This window comes from Endozoicomonas sp. ALD068 (genome assembly GCF_049310145.1).
GTDB lineage: Bacteria > Pseudomonadota > Gammaproteobacteria > Pseudomonadales > Endozoicomonadaceae > Endozoicomonas_A.
In genome coordinates this window covers 4122857-4147888 of record NZ_JBLYNU010000004.1, presented here as the reverse complement: position 1 = coordinate 4147888, position 25032 = coordinate 4122857, and the positions used below count along the sequence as shown (strand labels likewise).

The 25032-nt window shown below is 47.6% G+C and carries 13 protein-coding genes; 1 reads left to right on the top strand and 12 read right to left on the bottom strand.

Features of this window, described 5'->3' with window-relative positions; all coding sequences use genetic code 11:
- Positions 1 to 35: 35 nt before the first annotated feature.
- The 6 genes from ACO6V5_RS14540 to ACO6V5_RS14515 all read right to left on the bottom strand — a co-directional run bounded on the left by ACO6V5_RS14540 (position 36) and on the right by ACO6V5_RS14515 (position 10602).
- A complete protein-coding gene (locus ACO6V5_RS14540) occupies positions 36 to 2132 on the bottom strand; it encodes a hypothetical protein (RefSeq protein ID WP_422137008.1) in 2097 nt (698 codons plus the stop codon).
- 261 nt (positions 2133 to 2393) lie between these two features.
- The gene (locus tag ACO6V5_RS14535) at positions 2394 to 4088 is read right to left on the bottom strand and encodes a hypothetical protein (protein ID WP_422411208.1); all 1695 of its coding nucleotides are present in this window, start codon (positions 4086 to 4088) and stop codon (positions 2394 to 2396) included.
- Between the two features lie 111 nt (positions 4089 to 4199).
- Positions 4200 to 6431 (bottom strand): C2H2-type zinc finger protein, encoded by a 2232-nt coding sequence (locus ACO6V5_RS14530; RefSeq protein ID WP_422411210.1) that lies wholly within the window; start codon positions 6429 to 6431, stop codon positions 4200 to 4202.
- 158 nt (positions 6432 to 6589) lie between these two features.
- Entirely contained in the window at positions 6590 to 7978 is a 1389-nt protein-coding gene (locus ACO6V5_RS14525) for a hypothetical protein (RefSeq protein ID WP_422411212.1), read from the bottom strand.
- Between the two features lie 353 nt (positions 7979 to 8331).
- Positions 8332 to 10047, bottom strand: coding sequence for a hypothetical protein (locus ACO6V5_RS14520; protein ID WP_422137012.1), 1716 nt, complete (start codon positions 10045 to 10047; stop codon positions 8332 to 8334).
- Positions 10048 to 10170: 123 nt separating this feature from the next.
- Positions 10171 to 10602, bottom strand: a complete 432-nt coding sequence (locus tag ACO6V5_RS14515; protein ID WP_422139980.1) for a hypothetical protein — start codon at positions 10600 to 10602, stop codon at positions 10171 to 10173.
- 265 nt (positions 10603 to 10867) lie between these two features.
- On the opposite strand from ACO6V5_RS14515, the gene ACO6V5_RS14510 reads away from it, so the two are divergent.
- A complete protein-coding gene (locus ACO6V5_RS14510; protein ID WP_422132798.1) occupies positions 10868 to 12385 on the top strand; it encodes an IS1182 family transposase in 1518 nt (505 codons plus the stop codon).
- A 280-nt stretch (positions 12386 to 12665) separates the two neighbouring features.
- Here ACO6V5_RS14510 and ACO6V5_RS14505 read toward each other — a convergent pair whose 3' ends face one another.
- The 6 genes from ACO6V5_RS14505 to ACO6V5_RS14480 form a co-directional block, all read right to left on the bottom strand.
- On the bottom strand, positions 12666 to 13019 hold the full coding sequence (locus tag ACO6V5_RS14505) for a hypothetical protein (protein WP_422413818.1): 354 nt from the start codon (positions 13017 to 13019) through the stop codon (positions 12666 to 12668).
- Between the two features lie 35 nt (positions 13020 to 13054).
- Entirely contained in the window at positions 13055 to 14812 is a 1758-nt protein-coding gene (locus tag ACO6V5_RS14500) for a hypothetical protein (protein ID WP_422139982.1), read from the bottom strand.
- A 169-nt stretch (positions 14813 to 14981) separates the two neighbouring features.
- On the bottom strand, positions 14982 to 17147 hold the full coding sequence (locus ACO6V5_RS14495) for a hypothetical protein (protein WP_422139983.1): 2166 nt from the start codon (positions 17145 to 17147) through the stop codon (positions 14982 to 14984).
- A gap of 176 nt (positions 17148 to 17323) precedes the next feature.
- A complete protein-coding gene (locus tag ACO6V5_RS14490; RefSeq protein WP_422442179.1) occupies positions 17324 to 20233 on the bottom strand; it encodes a hypothetical protein in 2910 nt (969 codons plus the stop codon).
- Between the two features lie 458 nt (positions 20234 to 20691).
- Entirely contained in the window at positions 20692 to 22731 is a 2040-nt protein-coding gene (locus tag ACO6V5_RS14485; protein WP_422411024.1) for a hypothetical protein, read from the bottom strand.
- 218 nt (positions 22732 to 22949) lie between these two features.
- Entirely contained in the window at positions 22950 to 24941 is a 1992-nt protein-coding gene (locus ACO6V5_RS14480; RefSeq protein WP_422411026.1) for a hypothetical protein, read from the bottom strand.
- Positions 24942 to 25032 lie beyond the last annotated feature (91 nt).

Below are 25032 nucleotides of genomic sequence, written 5' to 3'. Positions count from 1 at the left end.
TGCTCCTGACTGAGAGGACTGCATTGAAGCCATTACTAATCCAGATCAAAAGGCTTGTGTTTTAGATGTATTCTTTTGTGATCCGACAGGGCACCTTTGCTTTCGAAAGCCATTCCGCATGGTCGCTGCTCTCCATCCTCCCCAACTATGGTTATTTCACAGGTTTGTTGCCCTCTGTGGTATCTTCTTTTGTGAACCGTTAGAGATCTGAGATTGCTGCTTATTTTGCCGCATGGCTGCCGTTGACCATCCTTTCCCACCAAGCTTAGGTTACAGGTTTGTTGCCCGCTGTGGTCTTTTGCTTTGTGATAGTACAGGGTTCTCGCATTTTTGCAGACCATTCCGCACAGTCTTTGTTGGCCATCCTCCCCGACCATGTCCAGGTCACAGGTTTTTTGTCCGCTGTGATAACCGCTTTTGTGAGCCGACAGGGCATGAGCACTCCTGCAAACCAATCCGCATTGCCTTGGCTGGCCATCCTTCCCAGTCACTATTACCTCACAGGTTCGTTGCCCGCTGTGGGTGCTTCTTTTGTGAGTCGACAGGCTATTAGGGTTCTTGAAGACCTTCCTGCATTGCTGTGGCTGGCCATCTTCTCCGACTATTTTTACGTAGCAGATTTGCTGCCCGCTGTGCTCTCTTCTTTTGTGTTCTAAAAGGAACTGATAGTTCTTGCAGACTAGCCCACATGGCTGCCGCTGGTTATTTGCACCAAGCATTGTTGCCGAGCAGGTTTTTTTCCCTGAGTGGACTCTTTTTCTGTGATTCGACAAGGTTTTGGCATTCTTGAAGACCTTCGCGCATGGTTTCTGCTGGCCATCCTCCTTGACCACGTTCACATCACAGACTTTTTGTCCGGTGTGGCCTTTGCTTTTTGGATCTGAAGGGGCCTGTTCAGTGTCTGTCGAGGTAAGATGAGGTTGGCGTTGACTCAATGGGGAAGATTCAGCATTGGTTTGTTGTGTTTCTGAAGTTTCCACTGGAGGTGGCAGGTGCGGGAGCATAGAGGAAAACCCGGCTTCTTCGGGAAGACTCTGCAGATAAGATCCACTAACAACCGCAGAATGATGAGCGTTGGATGGCCAGTAGCCGGGTATTGGCACATCATCATTGAGTGGCCCGGTCACATTAGTTGTTGAGTCTGGCCCTGCATTCATTAAGTCTATAGAGTTGAAGCTATGGGTCGGGCTGCTATCAATGTCATAGGCCTGTAAGTCAAACTGTCGACCAGAATCGAATGGGCATTCAATGTCAGAAAGATCGTCTAATGTTACGAAAGTCGAGTTTTGTTGGGTATCTATAGCATTTACAGGAACAAAATAACAGGTGCAAGTCAGACAGTATCTATTAGCGAAATGAGGGCATGAACTCTGTTTGGATATTGCTTTTGAGTGACCTGTGGAACTTTCTCCGGAATTCAGCGGCCATTCAGCGGGACCGCTGTTATCGGAAGAGGGACGGAATTGACAAACGCCATTACAGGGATAAACGAGACAATTTACACCAAAAGTGTGTAAGTGTTGTTGAGGGTCTTCGTTACCGTCGCCAGAGTCAGAGGACAGTGGATCAGTAAAATAGCTCGCAGGTTGGGTGGTGGCTTTTGGGGTCTGCTGCCCCGGTGATTCTGATGGCTGGTATTGTGGTGGGTTACGTTCGGAGCCAAACATCGTAGTGATGGTTGCAAAGGGCTGATCCTGACTCGACTCATGTTGTTCAATCGGGTTAAACATTGGTGAATCAGGGTTCCGGGTGCTTTTTAGAAGCCAAGCGACAACAATAGTCGTTTCTAAAGGTGGCCATGAATAAGGCTCTGACTTAAGAAGAGCGTCCTGAACGGTCAAGATCAGTTCGAAAGCAACCAGCAGGTCAGCAGCGTAAAGCCATTGCCATGAAATTAATTCAATAATGCTCGAATCGCCATGCCTGTGTCGTTTGTCATCTGGTGGTGAAGCTGCTCCGGTATAGCCGTCTATGTCGACAGTGTCTGACGGATTTCCCGCTAGTGTTAGTCGGTTACGCTTTATGGAAAAGCCCTGTTTTGCCGAACCTGAATTCTTTTCAAGTTCAACAGCAAAGCATCCTGTCCACAGTTTAGCCTGACAGGCGAGAGACAGCGACAGTAGAAGCAACAAAGGTGCCGCAAAGAGTGAGTGTTTAATAATTCTATTCTTGCATTCTGACTACAGATAGGAAGGATAGATCAATAAAATAAGTGCGCTTTCCTGTCAAAGTTTTTTTACAAAAAAAAACAAAGGTTGCACCGGTTAAAATCTCATGAAAGGGCGGGTGTCAGACTAAGGACAGCCATCGTCCCGATCGACATCAACATGTTTGCGTTTTAGATGCTCTCTTTTGATTTTCTCCAGAAATTTGGCGTTCTTGCAGAGTCTGTCTCAGGAACTCTGCAGGTTACCCTTGCGGACCAGGCTTGTGTTACAGGCTTTTTGCTTTCTATGTTTTCTTCTTTTGTGATCCGACAGGGCTTGAACACTTTTGCAGATTTTACCGCATGGCCGTCGCTGGCCATCAGCATCGATCAGGATCACGTCACAGATTTTTTGCTCGCTATGGCTTCTTCTTTTGTGATTCCAAAGAGCTCGAGCATTTTTGCAGACTCGATCGCATCGCCGATGCTTGCCATCCGCCCCTAACACGATCACGTCACAGGTTTGTCGCTCGCCATGTGTTTTTCTTTTGTGATCCGACAGGGCTCGAGCATGCTTGCAGATCTTCCCGCATGGCCTTGGCTGGCCATCTTCTCCGGTCACAGTCACGTTACAGGTTCTTTGCCCGCTGTGGACTCTGCTTTTGTGATCTGAAAAAGCTTGTGCAACACCTGTTTGGGAATGACGAGCTGTGCTTTGACTCAATTGTGACGATTCAGTGGTGTTTGGTTGTGTTTCTGAATTTCCCATTGGAGGAGGCAGTTGGGTGAATGTCAGGGAGCCCCCTGCTTCTTGAGAAAGACCGTGTGAATCGGGTGACCGATTAATGACCGGAAACTCAAGCGCGTTGGACGACAAACTTCTGTGGGATAGCACTTCATCATTGAGTAGCCTGTTAGTATTCTTTGTAAAGGCCACTCCTGCATTCATTAAGTCTGAAAAGCTGAAGCTATTGATCGGGTCGTTATCAAAGTTATACGCCTCCAGATCAAATAGAGGCCTGGAATCGAACGGAAATTCAATGTCAGAAAGATCGTCCAATGTTCCGACAGCCGAGTTTGGTTGGGAACCTTTAGCGCTCAAAAGATCAAAGTGACCTATGCAACTAAAGCAGCGCCCGTCAGCCAAATGGGGGCATGAGTTTTGTTCGGGTGTTGCTTTTATGTGAGCTCGCAAGTTTTCTATAGAATGCGACGGCCATTCATCAGGATCACTGCTATCGGATGATGGTCGGAATTCACAAGCGCCACGACAGGGATAGATGAAACAATTTAAACCTAGAGTGTGTGAATGTTGTTGTGGATCTTCGTTACCGTCGGCAGATTCAGAATACTGGAGATGAGTAAAATAGCCTGTAGGCTGGCTGGTGGCCTGTGGAGTACGCTGCCTTGATGATTCAGCTGGCTGATTTTGGGGTGGATTATGTCCGGAGCCAAGTGTCATAGTGATGGTCGCAAACAGTTGATCTCTCTGTGTCAAAATAGATGTCGACTGTAGTCTAATTGGTTTAAATAACTGTGAATCATGATTCCAAAAGCTTTTTAAAAGCCAGTAGGCAGTGACAACCGCTTCCAAAGGTAGCCAAGAATAAGGGGTGGAGCTATGGGAGTCGTCTTGGGTGGTCAGGATGAGTTCGTAAGCAACCAGCAGGTTCGAGACGTAAAGCCATTGCCGCGAAATCGACTCAATGATAGACGAACAGACACGACTTTGTCGCTTTCTATCCGATGGCGAATCTGATCCTGTATAACCGTTTGTGTCGGCAATGTCTGAGGAGGGCGGCAGTGTACCTCGGCTACGCTTTATAAAAAAGCTCTGTTTTTGAGAACCCGAATTCTGTTCAATCTCAATAGTAAAAGTTCCTGTCCAGGTTTTGGCCTGACAGACGACAGAAAACGACAGAAGCGGCAAAAGCAGTGCCAAAGAGAGAGTATGTTTAATAATTCTATCCCTGGAATCTAGTTCACTGGCAAGAAGAATAGATCACCTAACGAAAGAGCGGAGGTCAGATCATTACTTATTTACTCAATCTTTTTAAGGGCTGAGGTCATCTTCCTGCTCCTCGGCGGTATGCTTGCGTTTTCGATCTATTCTTTTATGTTGCAACTGGGTTTCAGCATTACTGCAGCCCCTGGCGCCCGGTTGCGACTGGCTGTTCCCTCTGTCTATGGTTGAGTCACAGATTTGTTGCCCTGTATGCTCTTTTCTTCTGTGAGTCGACAGAGACTGAGGTCTCCTGTAGACCTTCCCGCATGGTTGCAGCTGGCCATTCTCCCCGACTATTGTCACATCACAGATCCATTGCCGGTTATGAAATTGGCTTTTGTGAGTCGATAGACTTAGAGCACTCTTAAAAATCTTTTTGCATGGCTGAAGCTGTCCATTCTCCCCGACTATTGTCACGCGACAGGTTCTTTGCCCGCTATGATATTGGCTTTTATGAGTCGATAGTGACTGAGCATTCTTACAGATCTTCCCACATGGATGCGATTGACCATCCTCGCCGATTGTTATCATATCACAGGTCTTTTGCCCAGAATGATATTGGCATTTATGACTTGCCAGAGATTGAGCACTCTTAAAAATCTTTGCGCATGGCTTAAGCTGTCCATTATTCCCGACTACTGTCACATGACAGGTCTTTTGCATGCTGTGAGCTTTGCTTTTGTGAGATGACAGGGCGACAACACTCGTTGAGACCTTTCCGCACGGTTGTGGCTGGCCATCCTTCCCGACCACCTTCACGTGACAGACTTGTTGCCTGGGGTGGATTCTGCTCTTGTGACATGACAGGACTCGAGCATTCTTGCAGACTTTTCCGCATGGCCGTTGCTCACCATCCTCTCCGATCACTGTTGAATCACAGGTTTTTTCACCGCTATGTTCTCTGCTTTTGTGTTCCGACAGACTTTGAATACGCTTGTAGCTCTTTCCACAAAGTTGTTGCTGGCCATCCTCCCCGATCACTATTAAGTTACAGGTAGTTTGCCCGGTGACGATTATGCGATCTGAAAGGGCTGATGCTGCGGCTGTCGGGGGACGATCAGCCTGGCTTTGACTCAATTGGAATGATTCATAAGTTGTTTGTTGTGTTTCTGAAATTCCCGTCGGAAGAGGGGATTGGTTAAGTGTCAAGGAAAATCTGGCATTTTCGGCAAAACTCTGAAGATCAAGTGACCCATTAGTGGCCGGAAATTCATAGTCGTTGAAAGAAAAATTCCTGAACGTCAGCTCTTCATCATTGGGTGCTCCTATAGCATCCGATCTATAGGCTGCTCCTGCATTCAGTAAGTCAATAGAGTTGAAGTTATTGGCCGGGTTGCTACCAAAGTCGTTCAACTCTCGATCAAATAGTGGGCCAGAATCGAATGGCAATTGAATTTCAAAAAGCTCATCCAATGTTTTCAAAGTTGAGTATGCCTGGGAGGCTGAGGCGCATGCAGGATCAAGATAGCGCATACAACTGAGGCAGTGTCCATGGGGCAGATGAGGACATGTTTGTTGAGGTGTTACTGCGTTGTCTATCGAACTGTTTGGAGAATTCAGCGGCCTTTCAACTGAATCGCTGCTATCGGATGGTGGTCGGAATTGACAAACGCCATTGCAGGGATAGACGAAACAATTTAAACCTAACGTGTGTTGGTGTTGTTGAGAGCCTCCGTTGCCATCGGCAGAGCCGGAGTAAAAGATGCTGGTGAAAAAGTCTGTAGCCTGGTTACTGGTCGCAGGGGTGGGTTGACCGGATGATTCTGATGCCTGATAGGGGGGTGGGTTATGTCCAGAGCCAAACATCGTGGTGATGGTTGCAAATCGGTGATCCCCCTCTGTCAACATAAGTGCCGCCTGTTGTTCAATTGATTTAAACAGCGGTGAATCGGGATGCCAAAAGCTTTTTAAAAGCCAGCTGACAGCTATAATCGCCTCCAAAGGTAGCGATGAATAAGGAGCGCAGCTCACAAGAGCGTCTTGAGTGGTCAGGATCAGCTCAAAAGCCATCAGCAGATTCGTGGCGTAAAACCATCGCCACGAGATCGACTCAATAATGGTCGAACCAGCATGTCTGTGTTGTTTGTCATCGGTTGACAAAGCTGATCCTGGGTAGCTTTTTGTGTCGGTAGTGTCTAGCGGGTTTCCCGACAGTGTTGGCCGGTCAGACTTTATGGAAAAGCTCTGTTTTGAACTTGCATTCAGTTCAAGCTCAACACTAAAGCGTCCTTTCCACGGATTGGCCTGACAGACGGCAGACAGCCACAGTAGCAGCAACAACGGTGCCGCAAAGAGAAAGTGTTTAATAATTCTGTCTCTGGATCCTGATATACAGAGAGGAAGGATAGATCAAGAAAATAAACATGTTTTTCTGTCAAAAACATTCTCTTTAAAGCCGATGGTTGCTGCCGGAAAAAAAGCATGGAAGGTTGGGTAAATCAAAGGCCGAGGTCAGAGTCCAGACTAACAGGCTTGTGTTTTCGATGTCTTCCTTTGTGGTCCCACAGGGTTTTAGCATTCTTGCAGATCATACCGCATGGTTGTTGTTGGCCATCTTCCCCAACTACCATCACATCACAGGTTTGTTGTCCGGTGTGCACTCTGTTTTTGTGATTCGACAGGGCATTAGCATTTTTGCAGACCCTCCCGCATGGCCACTGTTTGCCATCCTTCCTGACCACTGTTTTGTCACAGGTTTTTTGCCCGCTGTGGCATTTGCTTTTATGCTCCGCCAGAGAGCGGGCATTCTTGCAGACCATACCACATGGCCACTGCTGGCCATCTTTCCCGACCAGATTCACATCACAGGTTTGACGTCTGCTGTGGTATCTTCTTTTGTGATCCGACAGGGCTTGAGCATTTTTGCAGAATTTCCCGCACAGCCCTGGCTGGCCATCTGCTCCGATCAGGGTCACGTCACAGATTTTTTGCCCGGTATGGTATCTGCTTTTGTGAACCGAAAGGGCTTTAGTATTTTTGCAAACCCTTCCGCATAGCTGCGGCTGATCATACTCCCCGCCCCGCAGCTCGTTGCATACCAGGTTCCCAACGTAGCATTTGCTTTTGTGATTTGTCATGAGTTCTTGTGTCTGAGTCAATTGGTCAAAATCGAATGGGCGGTGAATTTCAGGGAGTTCATTCAATGTTTCAAGAGCTGAGTGTTGTTCGGAATATGCTTCGTTTGCCGGATCAAAACCTATGCAACTAAGGCAGTATCCATTAGTCAAATGAGGGCATGAGCTTTCAATGAAACTCAGCGGCCATTCAGCGGGTGCTCTGCTATCGTGTGATGATCGGAATTGACAAACCCCAATGCAGGGATAGACGAAACAATTTAAATCCAGAGTGTGCAGGTGTTGTTGAGGATCTCCTTTACCGTCGCCAGAGCCAGAATACACAGGGTTGGTTAATGAACCAGCCATGCGGGTGATGGGTTGTGGGGCTTTCTGGCTGGACGATACAGATGGCTGGTATTCTTGCTGGTTACTTCCAGAGCCAAACATCGCTGCGATGATCGCAAAAATCGCTTTTACAGATAGCCATGAAGAAAAGTTCGAATTTAGAGGGAAGGGGTCGGTTGTCAGGGTCAGCTCGTAAGCAAGCAGTAGCTTTGTGACATGAAGCCATTGCCACGAAGTTGACTCAAAGGTGGTCGTTTTCACTTCGTAACGGCAAAGTTTTTGGCGTTTGTCATCGTGGGGCGAAGCTGATCCTGAACAGCCGTTTGTGTCGGCAATATCTGACGGGTTGTCTGGTAATGTCTGACGGTCATGCTTTATGAAAAAGCACCGGTTTGAAGAACCAGCATCCTGTTCATACTCGATCATAAAACGTCCTGTCCACGGTTCGGCCCAGACGACAGATAGTGACTGAAGCAGCAAAAGCAGTCCCGCAAAGAGTAAGTATCTAATAATACTGTCCTTGCTTTCTGGCTACAGAGAGGAAAGATAGATCAAGAAAATAAGTGTGTTTTTGTGCCTCCTTCATAAATGATGGGTATCATATCCATACCACTTATTCATTTACCTTTTTGTGGAGTGGAGTCATCCTCCCGGCGTTCATCAACAGGCTTGTGCTTTCGATGTATTCTTCTGTGATTCGAGGGGTCCATAGAAAGCTGGCAGACCTCCCTGCATGGACGCAGCTGACCATCCTCTGCGAGTATTTTTACGTCACAGGTTTATTGCTTGCTGTGAGCTGTTTTCTTGTGATACGTCAGGGTACAAATATTCTTGCAGACTTTCCCGCATGGCCATTGCTGGCCATCTTCCCCAATCAGGGCTGTGTCACAGGTTTGTTGTCCGCTATGGTATCTTTTTTTGTGATCAGACAGAGCTTTGGAGCCCTTGCAGATCGCCTCGCATGGCTGCAGTCGGCCATCCTCCCTGATCATTATTTCGTCGCAGATTTGTTGCCTGCCGTGAGCTGCTCTTTTGTGATCTGACAGGGTCTTAAGACTCTTGCAGATCTTCCCACATAGCCGCTGCTGACCATCTTCCCCGACCATTCTCACGTCACAGGTTTGTTGCCCGCTGTGGTATCTTATTTTGTGATCCGACAGGGCTCCAGCATTCTTACAGACCCTCCCGCAGAGGTGCTTCTGGCCATTCACTCCGATGACTCTTGCGTCACAGGTCTTTTGCCCGGAGTGTACTTTGCTTTCGTGAACGGATAGCGATAGAGCATTCTTGCAGACTTGCCCGCATGGTTGCCGCTGGCCATCCTCTCCAACCAGGGTCATATAACAGGCTTTTGGCCCGGTGTGGGCTCTTCTTTTGTGATTCACCAGGGCTTGAATATTCTTGCAGACCATCCCGCATGGCCGCTGCTGACCATCCTCACGGACCACTGTAACTTTGCAGGTTGGTTGCTCGCTGTGATATTCGCTTTTGTAGTCCGGGGCCATTCCTTCTGAGGCAACCCCGTCTGAGGCAACCCCGTCTATAACGTTGTCGTACACGTTATGCGGCTTAAGCTCAACTGGTTGGCCAGAATTATATTGGAGATGAATGGCAGTGGGATCAATCCATGTTTCGATAGGTGGTTTTTGTTGGAAATATGTTGCGCCTGCAAGATCAAAATCACCTATACAATTAAAACGGCATTCATTCACCAAATGGGTGCATGAGCTTTGTCCTTTCGAACTTTCTTCGGTACTCAATGTCCATTCAGTGGGCTCACTGCTGAAAGATAATGGTCGAAATCTGCAAACGCCACGACAGGGATAGATGAAACAATTTAAACCCAGGGTGTGTGACTGTTCTTGAGGGCCTCCGTTACCGCCGCGATAGTCAATATTCACGAGACTGTTGAAAGAGCCTGTAAGGTGATTGGAGGCTTTCTGGAATTGCTGACCGGATGATGCTGATGGCTGGCATTGTTGTTGGTTATTTCCGTAGCCAAACATTGCATTGATGGTCGCAAACGGTTGATTCTGATTCGCCTCTTGCTGAGCCACTTTTGGTTCAATCGGGTTAAACATCGGTGAATTGGGGTTCCAGTAGCTTTTTAAAAGCCAACAGAAAACTATAATTGCTTCTGGAGGTAACCATGAATAAGGATTGGAGAACAGAGGAGCGTCTCTGGTGGTCAGGATAAGTTGGTTAACCGCCAGCAGATGAGTGGTATAAAGCCATTGCCACGAAATCACATTAATGATGGTTGTTTTAACTCCATAACTGCAAGATTTTTGAGGTATATCATCAGGGGGCGAATCAAATCCTGAATGGTCTGAAGTACAGATAATGTCTGACGGGTTTTCTGACAATGTGTGCTGGTCTTGTTTTATGTAAAAGCCCTGATCTGGAGAACCAGTATCCTGTTCAAACTCGACAATAAAACATCTTGTCCGGAGTTCAGCCTGACAGGGGAGAGACAACGTCAGAAGTAAAAACATCACTACCGCAAAAGGTGAGTGTTTGATAATTCTATCCTTGCTTTCTGGTTTACAGAGAGGAAGGATAGATCAAGAGAATCAGCATGCTTTTCTGCCAAAGATATTCTGTTCATAAACCCTTTACTAAAACCAAAGGCTACACCGGGCAAAAAGTCGCTGCGTATTGGTCAGACCTTTGCCGAACATATTAAGGATCGAGGTTATTGTCCAGATCCACATCAACAGGCTTGCGTTTTCCATGAATTCTTCTGTGAACACTGTCACCTTACAGGTTTTTTCTCCGCTGTGGAGTTTGTTTTTGTGAGTACACAGAGATTGAACATTCTTGCAGACTGCACCACTTAGCTGCTTCTGGCGATCCCTTCTGGTCACGGTGATATTGCATATTATTAGATTTTTGTCGTGTATTATTTCTTGCCCGGACAAGGTTTGTTGGCAGTGAGTAGCTCCTTTAGCTGGTGTTCCTTCGGGAACAAGGCAATCATTCCCGGGTATTGACGCATCATCGCTGAGTAACCCGATAAGAGCTTCTGTAAAGGCTGTCCCTGAACTCATTAAAAGCCAACTGAAAAATGCAACCGCTTCTGCTGCTAGCAGCCTGTCGGACTTAAGACTGTCCTACTGCGGTTGCAATAAATTGGTCTAAAAATCTCTGTTTCTTCGTCAAATAGCTCGCTATTCTCCTCAGAAACAGAGATTTTTATCCTCAATTTCTTGCAATCCTCGCTACGGACGCTTAAGTCCGACAGGCTGCTAGGAGCCTGACCGAGAATAGGCTTATCTGTTATGATAAGCCTTAAACCAACTCTGATTATGCCAAATGTCACCACCACCAAAGTTTAAGGACAGTCCTGTTGAGTTTGATCAGCATCTGCTGTTCCCAACCAACGTTTTCGATTTGCTTCCCAAAGATCATGATTGTTTTATTTATGAAAGCATTTTTCAGAACATTAATACGTCTGAAGTCGAAAAAAAATATCACCACCTTGGTCAGCACGCATACCCTCCAAAGCTCATTGTCGCTATTCTGATCTACGCATACAGCCATGGTGTTTTCAGTTCCCGTGAGATTGAGCGACGGTGTCGACAAGACTTGGCGTTCATGTATATCTCACAAATGAACTGCCCGAATTTCAGGGTTCTTGGTGACTTTCGTAAGGATAATCTGTCGTTTTTCCATGACTGCTTCAAACAGTCAGTCAAACTGGCCATTGAACTCAAAATGGCATCACTGGGTCATATCAGCCTGGACGGCTCCAAGTTCAAAGCCAACAGCTCAAAACACAAGGCCATGAGCTACGGGAGGCTCAAAGCGAAAGAGGCAGAACTCAGTGCCGAAGTGGATGAGCTGATCAAAAAAGCCAGTCAGTGTGATCAGGAAGAAGATGACGCCTACAAAGCAACCAATGGTTACAGCATTCCTGAAGACCTCCAGTTTAAAGAAGAGCGCCTGAAAAAAATCAAAGAGGCCAAGAAAGCACTTGAAGAACGTGAAAAAGCTTTAAATCCAGACAAACCAATAGACGACAAAAAGCAGATCAGTTTTGCAGATCACGATGCCCGCGTGATGAGCAAGAAGGGGTATTGTGAGTACAGCTACAATGCTCAAATTACAGTTGATTCCGATAACCAGATCATTGTTGGCCAGCATGTCAGCCAACACGCCAACGATGTACAGGAAGTGGAGCCGGCGCTGAGGGCATTATCAGGAGCCACTGATGGCGCGGCTGTAGATAAGTGGAGTATGGATAATGGTTACTTCTCAGGGTCAAACTTACATACAGTCGAGCGACATGAGATTGATGCCTATATCGCAACCGACAAGGCGGAGAAGCCTGCCGCTGACGACCTTGAAAGCTCTGACAGGAAGTTTGTCAAAGCGGATTTTGCGTATGATTCCGAAGCTGATGTATTTATCTGTCCGGCAGGGGAAAAGCTGGTAACGAACCCGGCCAGCAAAAGCAAAAGAAAAAGCTACCGGGCAAACAAGACGGTATGCAGGGAATGCCCTTATCGTCGGAATTGCAGTGATTCAAAGAAAGAGGCTGGCAGGGTTATCCGTACCGATAAGTTTGAAAAAGCACGTCAGGCTATGAATAAGAAAATGGAGACAGCCGGTGCGAAAGCCATATATGAGCGTCGTAAAGTTATTGCGGAGCCACCATTTGGACAGATAAAAGAATCTGGTTTCCGAGGGTTCAGTCTCCGCGGCAAAGAAAAAGTTTCAGCGGAATTTTCACTGGTATGCACTGCGCATAATATCAAAAAATTTGTAAAAGCGGCTTCCACGAGGTCAATCCGTCTTGAAGATTTGAAAGAGGCTAAAAAGGCAGCATAGAGGCTGTGAGAAGGCATAAATATGCAAAAATGAGCAAAATCCCACTAATAATTGGATATTTTTTGCTCATTTTAAGATTTGGGAAAACTTCTGTTGGTCTGGTTGCGCTATTCTCGGTCAGGCTCCTAGGAGGCTGACCGAGAATAGTCTGCCCTACTGTGGCGGCAGCAAATTGGTCTGAAAATCCGCTTTTGTTCGTCAAATAGCTCGCTATTCTCCTCACAAAACCGAATTTTCATCCTCAATTTTCTGCCGTCCTCGCTACGGGCGCTATTCTCGGTCAGCCTCCTAGCCATGAATATTGAGTGGTGCCTGAAGAGGCGTCTTTGTTGATCAGGATTAGCTGGTAAACAATCAGAAGATGAAAGTTGTAAAGTAATTGCCAAAAAGTAGAATCAATAAGGGGCGTCTTCAGTGTGTAAATGCAATGTTTTCGTCGTTTTTTATCAGGTAGAAAACCTGATTCATTGTGGTCGTTGGTGACGCTAATATCTGAAGGGTTGCCCGACAATGTGCCCCGGTCAAATTTTATAGAGAAAGTGTCGCTTGGAGAACCTGCACCCTGTTCAAGCTCGACATTAAAGCGTCCTGTCCACGGTTTGGCCTGACAGACGACAGTCAGCGACAGTAGCACTCGGAAAAAACCATGAAAGGGTGCCAGACAAGGGATTAATCGCCCTGTTTCACATTCACAGGCTTGCGTTTTCGGTGTACTCTTTTGTGATTCGAAAGTTCCAGAGCATTGTTGCAGATCTTCCCGCATGATTGCTGCTGGCCATTCTCACTGATCACGATCACTTCACAGGTTCTTTGCCCGGTGTGGTATTTTCTTCTGTGATCTGACAGGGCTTTGGAACTTTTGCAAACCGCCCCGCATGGCTGCTGGCCATTTTCTCCGATCACTGACAGGTTACAGATTTTTTGCTCGCTGTGGTCTCCTCTTTTGTGATCCGACAAGGCTTGAGCACTCTTGCAGACCTTCCCGCATGGGCGCGGCTGTCCATCCTTCCCGACTATGGTCTCTGCACAGGTTTGTTGCCCTGTATGGTATCTGCTTTTGTGAGATGACAGGACTCGAGCATTCTTGCAGATTCTTCCGCATGGTCGTTGCTGACCATCCTTGTCGATCACTTTTTTGTCACAGGTTTGTTTGCCGGTGTGGAATCTGCCTTTGTGATTCATCAGGACTTGAGCATTCTTGCAGACCTTTCCACATGGTTGCTGATGGCCGTCTTCAAGGACCAGGGTCGCGTCACAGGTCTTTTCGCCGGTGTGGTATTTGCTTTTGTGAGATGACAGGGCTTGAGCATTTTTACAGACATGCCCGCATGGCCGCTGCAGGCCATCTTCCATGACCAGGGTCACGTCACAGGTTGGTAGTCTGCTCTGGTCTCTGGCTCGTATTTTACGACGCATACTGAGTAACCCATCGATTATAACAATGTCATCAGCGGTGACAGGCAAATGCCCCGACATTGGTACATTAGAATTGACTGGTCCGGCAGGGTCATTATTTGCTGCCCCTGCATTCATTAAATGTCTGGCGATTATAGAATCAACATGACTTCTGCAGCTCAAGCTGGGACCATTAGCCAAACAGGCGTGTGAGTTTTGTCCTGTTTGACCTGTCGAATGGTCTAAGGGATTTGGCGGCCATTCAGCGTGTTCATTGCTATCGAATGATGGTCGAAATTGACAAACGCCATGGCAAGGATGGAGGAAACAATTCAAACCTAACGTGTGTGAGTGTTGCTGAGGATCTCCTTTACCCTCGCCAGAGTGTAGGAAACTCGTGAAAGAGCCTTTAGGGTGGGTGGTAACTTGTGGGGCTTGCTCACCAGAAGATTCTGATGACTGATGCTGATATTGTGCCGGGTTATGTTCAGGGCCAGACATAATAATGGTGATCGCAAACGGGCGATTTTGGCTCGCTTCCCTTTGTACAATCGGGTTAAACAGCGGTGAATCAGAGTTCCAAAGGCTTTTTAAGAGCCAACCGACAGCGATAGTTGCTTCCAGAGGTATCCAGGAATAAGAAGGTGTCGCAAAACTCCAGTAACCCTTTCTCAACCCGGAGCAGATGAGTATTTTTGTGACAGCCTGATAAAGGGTCGGGCCCAGGGGCTTGTCTTTGTTGGTCAAGATCAGTTCATAAGCAACCAACAGCTTTGTTGCGTATAGCCATTGCCACGAAATCAACTCAATAAGAGTCTTTTGTATCTCGTAACTATAAATCTTTTGTCGTTTGTTATCAGGTGGCATACCCGCTTCTGCGCAGCCGTCAGTGTTGCCAATATCTGAGGGGGTGAGCGACAATCTGCGCCGGTCAAGTTTTATAGAAAAATTATGGTTTGGAGAAGCTGCATCCTGTTCAGGCTTAACAATAAAACGTCCTGCCCAGGGTCTGGCCTGGCAGACGACAGACAACGACAGCAATAGCAGTGCAGCCGGGACTATGTGTTTGATAATTCTATCCTTGCATTCTGGTTTACAGAGAAAAAGGATAGAACATGAAAATAAGGGTGTTTTTCTGGCAAAAAGCCTCTCTTGAAAAGCAAAAGTAGCATCTGGAAAAATCTCATGAAAGCTTGCCAGACTAGTCGTTCAGGTCCGTATCCATACGCTTGCGTTTTCGATGAAGTCTTTTGTGCACCGACAAGGCGTGAGCATTCAGGCAGATCTTTCCGCATCGCCGCTGCTGATCATACATCACGGCCACGGTCTCATCACAGGCTTGTTGCCCTGTGTGGTCTCTTCTTTTGTGAGATGACAGGTCTTGGGCATTCTTGAAGAACTTTCCGCATGGCCGCAGCTTGGTGTCCTCCCCGACCACGATCGCGTCACAGGTTTTTTGCCCGCTGTGGACCTTGCTTTTATGAGACGACATAGATGGAGCATTCTTAAAGATGATTCCGCATGGTCGCAGCTGGCCATCTTCCCCAACTACGGTTACGTCACAGATTTTTTGCCCGGAGTGGAATCTACTTTTATGAGTCGACAGGGCCTGAGCATTTTTGTAGAGCTTCCCGCATGGCCGAGGCTGGCCATCATCCCCGATTACAGTCCGGTCACAGGTTTTTTGCCCGCTATGCCCTCTGCTTTTGTGACATGACAGGGCTTTGGCATTCTTGCAAATCATTCCGCATGGCTGCTGCTGGCCATCCTGCCCGGGCTCTATTACCTCACAGACTTGCTGCCCGCTGTGGTCTCTGCTTTTGTGATCACCCAGGGCACGGTTATTCTTGCAAACCTTCCCGCATGATTGCTGCTGGCCATTCTCATTGATCACGTTCACTTTGCAGGTTTGTTGTCCCTTGTGGTATCTGTTTTTGTGAGATGACAGAGCGTTGGCGTTTTTGCAGACAGTTCTACATGGTCGCTGCTGGCCAGATTTCCCGGGCACAGTCTCTTGACAGATTCGTTGTCTCGTGTCGTCTGTTCTTTTGTGATCCGTCTGGGCCTGATCACTTTTGCAGGACTTCCGGCATGATCGCATTCGGTCATTCTTTCCGATCATGGTCACATGACAGATGTTTTGCCCGCTGTTGTCTGTGGCTTGTATTGCTTCTGTCTGGAAAAGATCAGGTTGGCTCTGAGCCGATTGGGATGATTCAGTGGTTATGTGTTGTGTTTCTGAATGGGTAGACGTGAAGGAAATCCCGGTTTCTCCGAGAAGATTCTGGCCACGTAGCTTGAGTAAACCGTTAACTATAACCAAATCATCAGCAGTGATAGGTAAATGTCTGCGCATTGGGATATCATCATTGACTGGCTCCATAGGGGCAGTATTTGCCACTTCAGCACTCATTGAACATCCAGGGTTGCAGCCATTCAGGTTGCCATCAAGACCATGGAGCTGATGCTGATCAGCCTGTTGCTCAGAAGGTTGGCCAGAATCACACTGGAGATGAATGTCAGGGGGATTAATCCGTATTTCGAAAGGTCGGATTTCTTGGAAATCTTTAGCGTTTACAAAACCAGAATGATCCGAATAACCAGGGCTGTATCCATTGGCAGAATGGGGAGGTGTTTTTTGACCGGGCTTAACTCCTGCGTGATCTGACGAACCGTCCTCGGAATTCGGTGGCCATTCACTGGGCTCTGTGCTGTTGGGTGAGGGTCGGAATCCGCAAACACCATGACAGGGATAGACAAAACAATTTAAATCCAAAGTATGAAAGTATTGCTGAGGGCTCCGGTTACCCCGGCCAGAGGCAGAGTACAGAGGGCGAATTATAGAACTTGCAAGAGAGGGGGTGGCTTGTGAGGCCTGCAGGCCGGATGGTTCTGATGGTGGGTGTTGTTGTTGGTTACGCTCGGAGCCAAACAGCGCAGTGATGATCGCAAACGGGTTATTTTGACTCGCTTCTTGCGGTGCCTCTTTTAGTTCAATCAGGTTAAACAGTGTTGAGTGGGGACGGCAATAGCTTTTTAAAAGCCAGCTGAAAGCGATAACCACTTCGACAGGTATCCATGAACACGGGGTGGAGCGCGCAGAGGCGCCTCTGATAGTCAGGATCAGTTCGTAACCAGACAGCAGATGATTGGCGTAAAATAGTTGCCAGGAACTCGACTCAACAGGGGTCGTATCTACCCCGTAACCAGGGGGTCTGTGTTGATTGTCAGCGGTGTCTGACGGATTGTCGGACAATGTATGCTGGGCACGCTTTATAGAACAGCTCCGGCTTTGAGGACCTGCATCCTGCTCAAACTCAACAATAAAAGGTCCTGTCAAAGGCTCGGCCTGACAGACGACAAACAACGACAGCACCAACAGTGGTAACGAAAAGAATGAGTGTCTAATAATTCTATCCTTGTGTTCTGGTTTACAGAGAGGAAGGATAGGTCAAGAAAGTAAGCGTGTTTTTCTGTTAAAAACCTTCTGTTAAAAAACCAAAGCTGCACCGGAAAAAAACTCATGAAGGGACAGGTGCCAGATCAGGGGACACCTTGGTCCAAACTAACAAGCTTGCGTTTTCGATGCACTCTTTTGTGCTCCGACAAGGCTTGAGCACTCTTGCAGACCTTCCCGCATGGGCGCGGCTGACCGTCCTTCCCGACTGTGGTCTCTGCACAGGTTTTTTGCCTGGCATGGTCCCTTTTTTTGTGATCCGACAGGGCACTGGCATTCTTGCAGGTCTTCCCGCATTGTTGCTGCTGACCATCCCCCCCGACCATGATTATGCTACAGGTTTTTTGTCCGGTATGGTTTCTGCTTTTGTGATCCGAAAGGGATCTGATATTTTTGCAGACTTGCCCGCATGGCAGCGTCTGACCATCTTCTCCGACCACGGTTGCGTCGCAGACTTGTTGCCCGGTATGGTGTCTTCTTCTATGATCCGACAGAGCACTGGGATTTTTGCAGATCTTCCCGCATGGTTGCTCCTGGCCATTCTCTCCAAACACTGTTTCGTCACAGGCTGGTTGCTTGAGATGGTGTTTGATTTTGTGAGATGACAGGGCTTTAGCACTTTTGCAAACCGCCCCACATGGTTGCTGTTGGCCATCCTCTTTGACCACCGAAACCTCGCAGGTTTTCTGCCCAGAGTGGTTTCTGCTTTTGTGATATGACAGGGCTTTGGCATTCTTGCAGACTATCCCGCATGGCTGCGGCTGGCCATCTTCCTCGACCACGGTCACGTCACAGGCTTGTTGCCCGCTGTGTTGTCTGATTTTGTGATCTGAAAGGGATTGAGAGCTCTTGCAGACCTTCCCGCATGGCCGCTGATGACCATACTCCTCGACTACTGTTATGTCACAAATCTGTTGCCCGCGGTGGTTTTTGCTTTTGTGAGATGACAGGGCTCGAGAATGTTTGCAGAGCTTCCCGCATGGCCGTTGCTGACCATCCTGTCCATACACGGTCACATCACAAGTTTTTTGCCCGCTGTGGTATTTGCTTTTGTGAGACGAAAAAACTTGAGAGTTTTTACAGACTCTGCCGCATAGCTGCTGCTGGCCATCCTCCCCGACCACGGTCAGGTCACAGACTTGTTCCCTGGAGTGGATTTTGCTCTTGTGAGATGACAGGGCTCGAGCATTGCTACAGACTGATCCGCATGGTCGCTGCTGGCCATCCTCCCCGACCACGGTCAGGTCACAGACTTGTTCACCGGAGTGGATTTTGCTCTTGTGACATGACAGGGCTCGAGCATTCCTGCAGACTGATCCGCATGGTCGCTGCTGACCATCCTCACCAATCACGGTCACTTGACAGGTCTTTTTTAGGGTGTGGTATCTGCTTTTGTGAGCCGAAAAAATTTGAGAGTTTTTACAGACTCTGCCGCATAGCTGCTGCTGGCCATCCTCCCCGACCACGGTCAGGTCACAGACTTGTTCCCCGGAGTGGATTTTGCTCTTGTGACATGACAGGGCTCGAGCATTCCTGCAGACTGATCCGCATGGTCGCTGCTGACCATCCTCACCAATCACCGTCACTGGACAGGTTTTTTGTCCTGTATGGTATTTGCTTTTGTGAGACGAGAGGGCTCTGGCATTCTTGCAGATTGCTCCGCATGGCCGTTGTTGGTCTTCTTTCCCAGCTAGGCTCAGGTTACAGGTTCTTTGTTTGCTGTGATCTGTAGTTTGCGCCTGATCTGTCCGGGAATGGCGAGGTGGGCTTTGACCCAATTGGTATGATTCTGTTGTCGTTTGTTGTGTTTCTGAAGTCCCCATTGGGGGAGGGGTAAGTGTAAATGGAATTTCGTTTCTTTCGAGAAGAATGCGCTTGCCCAGATTCAGCAGAGCGTTGACTATCACCCAATCATCAGTGTTGATAGGCAAATGCTCATGCATTGACACATCATCATTGAGTGTATCGGTATGGTCAATATAGGTAGTCCCTGTACTCGAGTTTGCATGGTTGCAGCTGTCGGTCGGGTTGCTGCTCATGCCCTGGGAGTCTGGCTGGTGCGCCTGTGGCTGAAGGAGTTGGCCAGAAATGCATTGCAGTGGTATGCCAGGGGTGGGAGCCCATGTTTCGACAGGCGGATTTTGTTGGCAATTGGTAGCGTATACAGAATCAGAATGACCCACACAATCAAGGCAGTAAGCATTGGTACATTGAGGGCGTGAGTTTTGTTCGGGTGTCGCTCCTCCTTGATCTGTAAAGCTGTTTTTGTAATTCAGCGGCGATTCATCGGATACCCTGCTATCGAGTGATGGCCTGAGCCTGCAAACGCCATTGCAGGGATAGACGAAACAATTTAAATCGAAACTATGTGAGTCTTGATGAGGGCTCTGGTCACCACCGCCAGAGTCAGAATACAGGCAATTAGTGAAATAGTTTTTAGTGTCTGTGATGGGTTGTGGGGCTTGCTGCCCCGATGACTTTGATGGCTGGTATTGCGATTGGTCATGTCCAGAGCCAAGCAGCATAGTGATGGCCGCAAGAGGGTGATTCTGACTCGCTTCCTGTTGCTCAATCGAGCTGAACAGTGGCGAATCGTCGCTCCAATAGTTTTTTAAAAGCCAACCGGCGGCGACAACCGCTTGTATCGGTAGCCATGAATAAGGGGTAGAACCCGGAGGGGCTTCTCTGGTGGTCAGGTTGAGTTCGAAGGCTACCAGCAGATAAGTGGCGTAAAGCAACTGCAAGGAAATTGACTCTATGTTGGTCCTTTTTAACCCGTAACTGAATGAACTGTGTCGTTTGTTATAAGACGGTAATTCTGATTCTGCATAGCCTTTTGTTCCGGCAATGTCTGACAGCTTGCCCGGCAGTACATGCAGGTTATGTTTTATAGAAAAGCACTTGCCTGTATAAGCTGAATCCTGTTCAAGCCCGATAATAAAATGTTTTGTTATCAGTTCAGCCTGACAGGCGACGGATAACGACAGTAGTAGCAACAGTGGTGCCCAAAAGAGTGAGTGTTTAATAATTCTATCCCTGTATTCTGGTATACAGGGAGGAAGGATAGATCAATAAAGTAAGGGGGTTTTTCTGTTAATAAACTTCTGTTGAAAGCCAGAGGTTGCAACGGGCAAAAAGTTGCTGCGAAATGGCCTGCCTTGTAAGGGGTGTATTAAAGATCCTGATCGGGATTCTACTGTGCCATTCAATAGTTCAAGAAGCGATTTTTCTTGGGAAGCTGGAGCATCTTCAGATTCAAAATACCTCATGCAACCATAGCAGTATTGGTTAGCCGAAAGAGGGTATGAGCTTTGTCCCGGCGTGACTCCTGCGAGGCCTGTCGAATTTTCGCTAAAAAGAGTGAGTGTTTAATAATTCTATCCTCGCGTTCAGATACACAGAGAGGAAGGATAGATCAAGAAAATAAGTGTGTTTTTCTTTTGAAAATTTTCTGTTAAAAACCCAAGGCATCACCGGTCAAAAAATCGCTGCAAATAGCTCTGTCTTCTTGAGGAGTGAAGTCATCATCCCGGTTTATATCAACAGGCTTACGTTTTCGATGTATTCTTTTGTGGCTTGACAGGGCGTGAGCATTCTTGCAGATCTTTTCGCATGGCTGCGGCAGGCCATCTTTCCCGATCACTGTTTTGTCACAGATTTGCTGACCGCTGTGTTCTTTTCTTTTGTGTGTCGAAAGGGCTTGAGCATTCAGAAAGACTATTCCACATGGCTTCGGCAGGCCACCTTCCCCAAACAGACTCTCGCCACAGGTTTTTTGCCCGGTGTGGACCCTGCTTTTGTGAGACGACAGGACACGAGTATTCTTGCAGACTTTGCCGCATGGTTGCTTCTGGTTATTCTCCCCGATCACGGTTACGTTGCAGGTTGCTTGCTTGCAGTGATTTCTGTTTTTGTGATCCGAAAGGGCTTGTATACTCTTGCAGAGCTTGCCACATGGCTGCGGTTGACCATCCTCCCCGATCACGGTTGCGTCACAGGTTTGTTGTCCGCTGTGAGTGCTTCTTTTGTGAACCAACAGAGTTTTGGCATTCCTGCAGACTTTACCGCATGGCTGCGGTTTGCCATCTTTGCTGACCACAACTTCGTCACAGGTTTGTTGTCCACTATGAATGCATTTTTTGTGAATCTGCAAATATTGATTATTCTTGCAGATCTTCCCGCATGGCCGTAGCTGGCCATTCTTGCCGACCACAGTCAGGTCACAGATTTTTTTTTCGCAGTGTGAGTCTCTCTTGTGATACGACAGATTTCTGGCACTATTGCAGACTTTCCCGCAGGGTCTTGGCTGGTTATCCTCTCCGACCACTATCATGGCACAGGTCTTTTGCCCGGTATGGAGGTTGCCTTTGTGGTCCCACAGGGCTCGCTTATTTTTGCAGACTTTCCCACATGGTCGCAGCTGGCCATTCTTTCCGACTACGGTCACCTCACAAGTTCTTTGCCCGCTGTGGATACTGCTTTTATGAGATGACAGTGATCGAGAGTTCTTGCAGATCGTCCCACATGGCTGCAGCTGTCCATCCTTCTTTACCACGGCCACATCACAGGTGAGTTGCCCGACAGCGTCAGTGGTATCGACAGGTTCTGAACTCATTGAGTTTGAGGCGACCCCACCTGCAGGGTTGCAGTTATTGGCCGGGTTGCCACCCATGCCATGGGCCTGGAGTAGAGGATCAAGTTGGCTCATGTAACTTAATCTGTATCTATTTGCCAAATGATGGAGTGCGTTTCGTTCGGCTGTTTCTCCTGTGTAATTCAGAGAACTTTCACCGTCATTCAGAGACCTTTCAGCGTAACCTCTGCTATCGGATGATTGTCGTAACAGACAAACGCCAAAACAGGGAAAGATGTAGCAATTTAAGCCCATAGAGTGTAAATGCCGTAGGGGGTCTTTGTTACCGTCGCCATAGTCAGTATTCAGGGTGCTGGTGAAAGAATGTATGCGGTGGCTGGTTGTCTGCGGGGCTGTCTGGGTGGATGATTTTGATGACTGGTCTTGTGGTTGGTCATGTCTGGAGCCAAACATCATGGTGATGGTTGCAAACAGGTAATCCACCTGTGTTAATATATATGCCGAATGTCGTACAACTGGTTTAAACAGCGTTGAGGCTGGGTTCCAGTAGCTTTTTATAAGCCAAACGGCAGTGATAGCTGCTTCTGTAATGGGTATCCATGAATAAGGACTGGAGTACAGAGGTGCACTTCTGGTTTTCAGTTTCAGTTCGCAATCAACCAGCAGGTGAGTGGCGTAAAGAAATTGCCACGAAATCGACCCGGTGAAGGTAGTTTTCACTCTGAAATAGAAAGGCTTCTGTCGTTTTATTTCGAATAGCCAATCCTGTTCTGTATAGCCGTTTATGTCGGCAATGTTTGAAAGATCGTCCGACAATGTAGGCTGTTCAAGCCTTATAGAAAAGTTCTGTTTTAGAAAACTTGCATCCTGTTCAAACTCAACTACGTGACGTCTCGTCAAAGTTTTGGCCTGACCGATGACAGAAAACGACTGTAGCAGCAACAGAAGTACCGTAAAGAATGAGTGTTTAATAACTCTATCCCTGCATTCTGGTTTACAGAGAGGAAGAATAGATCAAGAAAACAGGCGTGTTTTTCTGTTATGGTGTTGTGTCATAAAACGGTTATTAATGACCAAAGTCTGCATCGGGTAAACCTCATGAAATGGTGTTTGCCAGGTCAGGGTTTGAAAACATCGTCCTGTTCAGGATTAACAGGCTTGCGCTTTCGATGTATTCCCTTGTGATCCGACAGGACTTGAGCATTCTCACAGACCTTTCCGCATCGTCGTATCTTTCCATCCTCTTTGATCACTCTCGCTACACAGGTTTTTTGCCTGGAGTGTTCTTTTTTTTTGTGAGTCATCAGCGATCCATTGTTCTTGCAAACTGCCCCGCACAACTTTGGTCGACCATCTTCCCCGGTCATGGACACATCACAGGTTTTTTGCTCGCTGTGCACTCTGCTTTTGTGAGACGAAAAGGCTTGAGCGTTATTGTAGACTTTACCGCATGGCCGCTGCTGGTTATCCTTGCCGAGTACCGGCATTTTACAGGTTTTTTGCACGCTGTGTTCCCTGTTTTTGTGGACCCAAAGGGCCTGGTTATTCTTGTAGACCCTTCCGCATGGTTGCTGCTGACCATTCGCATTGACCATGGTTATGTCACAGGTTTTTTGCCCGGTATGATATTTGCTTCTATGAGATAACAGGGCCTTAGCATTTTTGAAGATCCTCCCGCATGTTTGCAGCTGGCCATCTTCTGCGACCAAGGTTTCTCCACAGGTTTGTTGCCCGGTGTGGGTTCTTAGTTTGTGATCCGCCAGGGCTTGAGCATTCCTGCAGACTGTCCCGCATGGCTGCTGGCCATCCTCAGAGAACAGAGTTACATCACAAACTTCTTGTCCGCCGTGGTTTCTTCTTCTGTGACCGGTCAGGGAGTGAAGACTCTTGAAGATCCTCCCGCATTGTCGCTGCTGGCCGTCGTCCTCTACTATGGTTGCGTCACAGATTTCCAGTCCACTGTAGTCTTCGGCTTGTGCTGCTCCTGTTTGGGAAAGGTGGGGTGGGTTTTGATCTGCCTGGGTTAGTCTTGTTGGTTGTTGTGTTTCTGAAGTCGCCACTGGAGATGTTAAATGGTTGAGCGTAAAGGAAATCCTTGTTGCTTCTGAAAGACTATGACCACGTAAATTGAGCAACCCGTTGATTATGATCAAGTCATCATCGGTGACGGACATATTCCGAGGCATTCGTAAATGAACATTAAGTGCCCCGCTGTGGCCAGTATATGCTGCCCCTGTGGTCATTGTGAGTGAATGGTTGCAGCACTTTGTCGGGTTGTCATCCGTGCCGTGATGCTGAGGTTGCTGTGCCTGCGGCTGAAAGGGTTGATCAGAAGCGCATTGGAGTTGGATGGCAGGGGAATCATTCAATGTTTCCAGCATCCATTCAACGGGCTCCTTGCTATCGGATGATGATCGGAATCTACAAACGCCATTACAGGGACGGACGAAACAATGTAAACCCAGAGTGTGTAACTCTTTTTGAGGATTTCCGTTACCGTCGCCACCGTTAGTATTCTGGAGTCTGATAAGAGAGTGCTTAAGGCGGGTAGTTGTCGTTGGGGCTTGCTGGCTGGATGATTTTGATGGCTGGTATCCTCGTTGGTTACGTCCGGAACCAAACATCAGAGTGATAGCCATAAATGGGTAATCCTGACTCATCTGCTGTTGTTCAATCGTGTTAAACAGCTGGGAATCGGGGTTCCAATAACATTTTAAAAGCCAGCCGACAGCGACAGCCGCTTCTAAAGGTATCCATGAATAAAAGCCTGAGCCCAAAGGCACTACTTTGGTCGTCAAGATCAGTTCGTAAGCAACCAGCAGATGAGTGGCGTAAAATAATTGCCACGAAATCGGCTCTATAAGGAAAGTTTTTAGTCTTTGATTGAAAGGCTTTTGTCGTATTATATCAGGAGGCCAATCTGGCCCTGCGTAGCCGTCTGTGTCGGCAATGTTTGGCGGGTTTTTCAGCAATATATGCTGGTCATGCTTTACAGAAAAGCTCTGTTTTAGAAAGTCTGCATCCTGCTCAAACTCGACTGTAAAACGTCTTGTCAGAGGTTTGGCTGGACAGATGACATTCAACGACAGTAACAGCAAGAGAATTGCCATAAAGAGTGGGTGTTTAATAGTTCTATCCCTGCATTTTGGCTTACAGAGAGGAAGGATAGATCAAGAAAATAAGTGTGTTTTTCGATCAGAG

Coding starts and splice junctions, on each gene's coding strand:
- ACO6V5_RS14525 (WP_422411212.1), bottom strand. CDS start 7,978: ATGATCGAGTATGAACAGGATGCTGGTTCTTCAAACCGGTGCTTTTTC.
- ACO6V5_RS14520 (WP_422137012.1), bottom strand. CDS start 10,047: ATGTTTTTACTTCTGACGTTGTCTCTCCCCTGTCAGGCTGAACTCCGG.
- ACO6V5_RS14515 (WP_422139980.1), bottom strand. CDS start 10,602: ATGAGTTCAGGGACAGCCTTTACAGAAGCTCTTATCGGGTTACTCAGC.
- ACO6V5_RS14510 (WP_422132798.1), top strand. CDS start 10,868: ATGTCACCACCACCAAAGTTTAAGGACAGTCCTGTTGAGTTTGATCAG.
- ACO6V5_RS14480 (WP_422411026.1), bottom strand. CDS start 24,941: ATGGCAATTCTCTTGCTGTTACTGTCGTTGAATGTCATCTGTCCAGCC.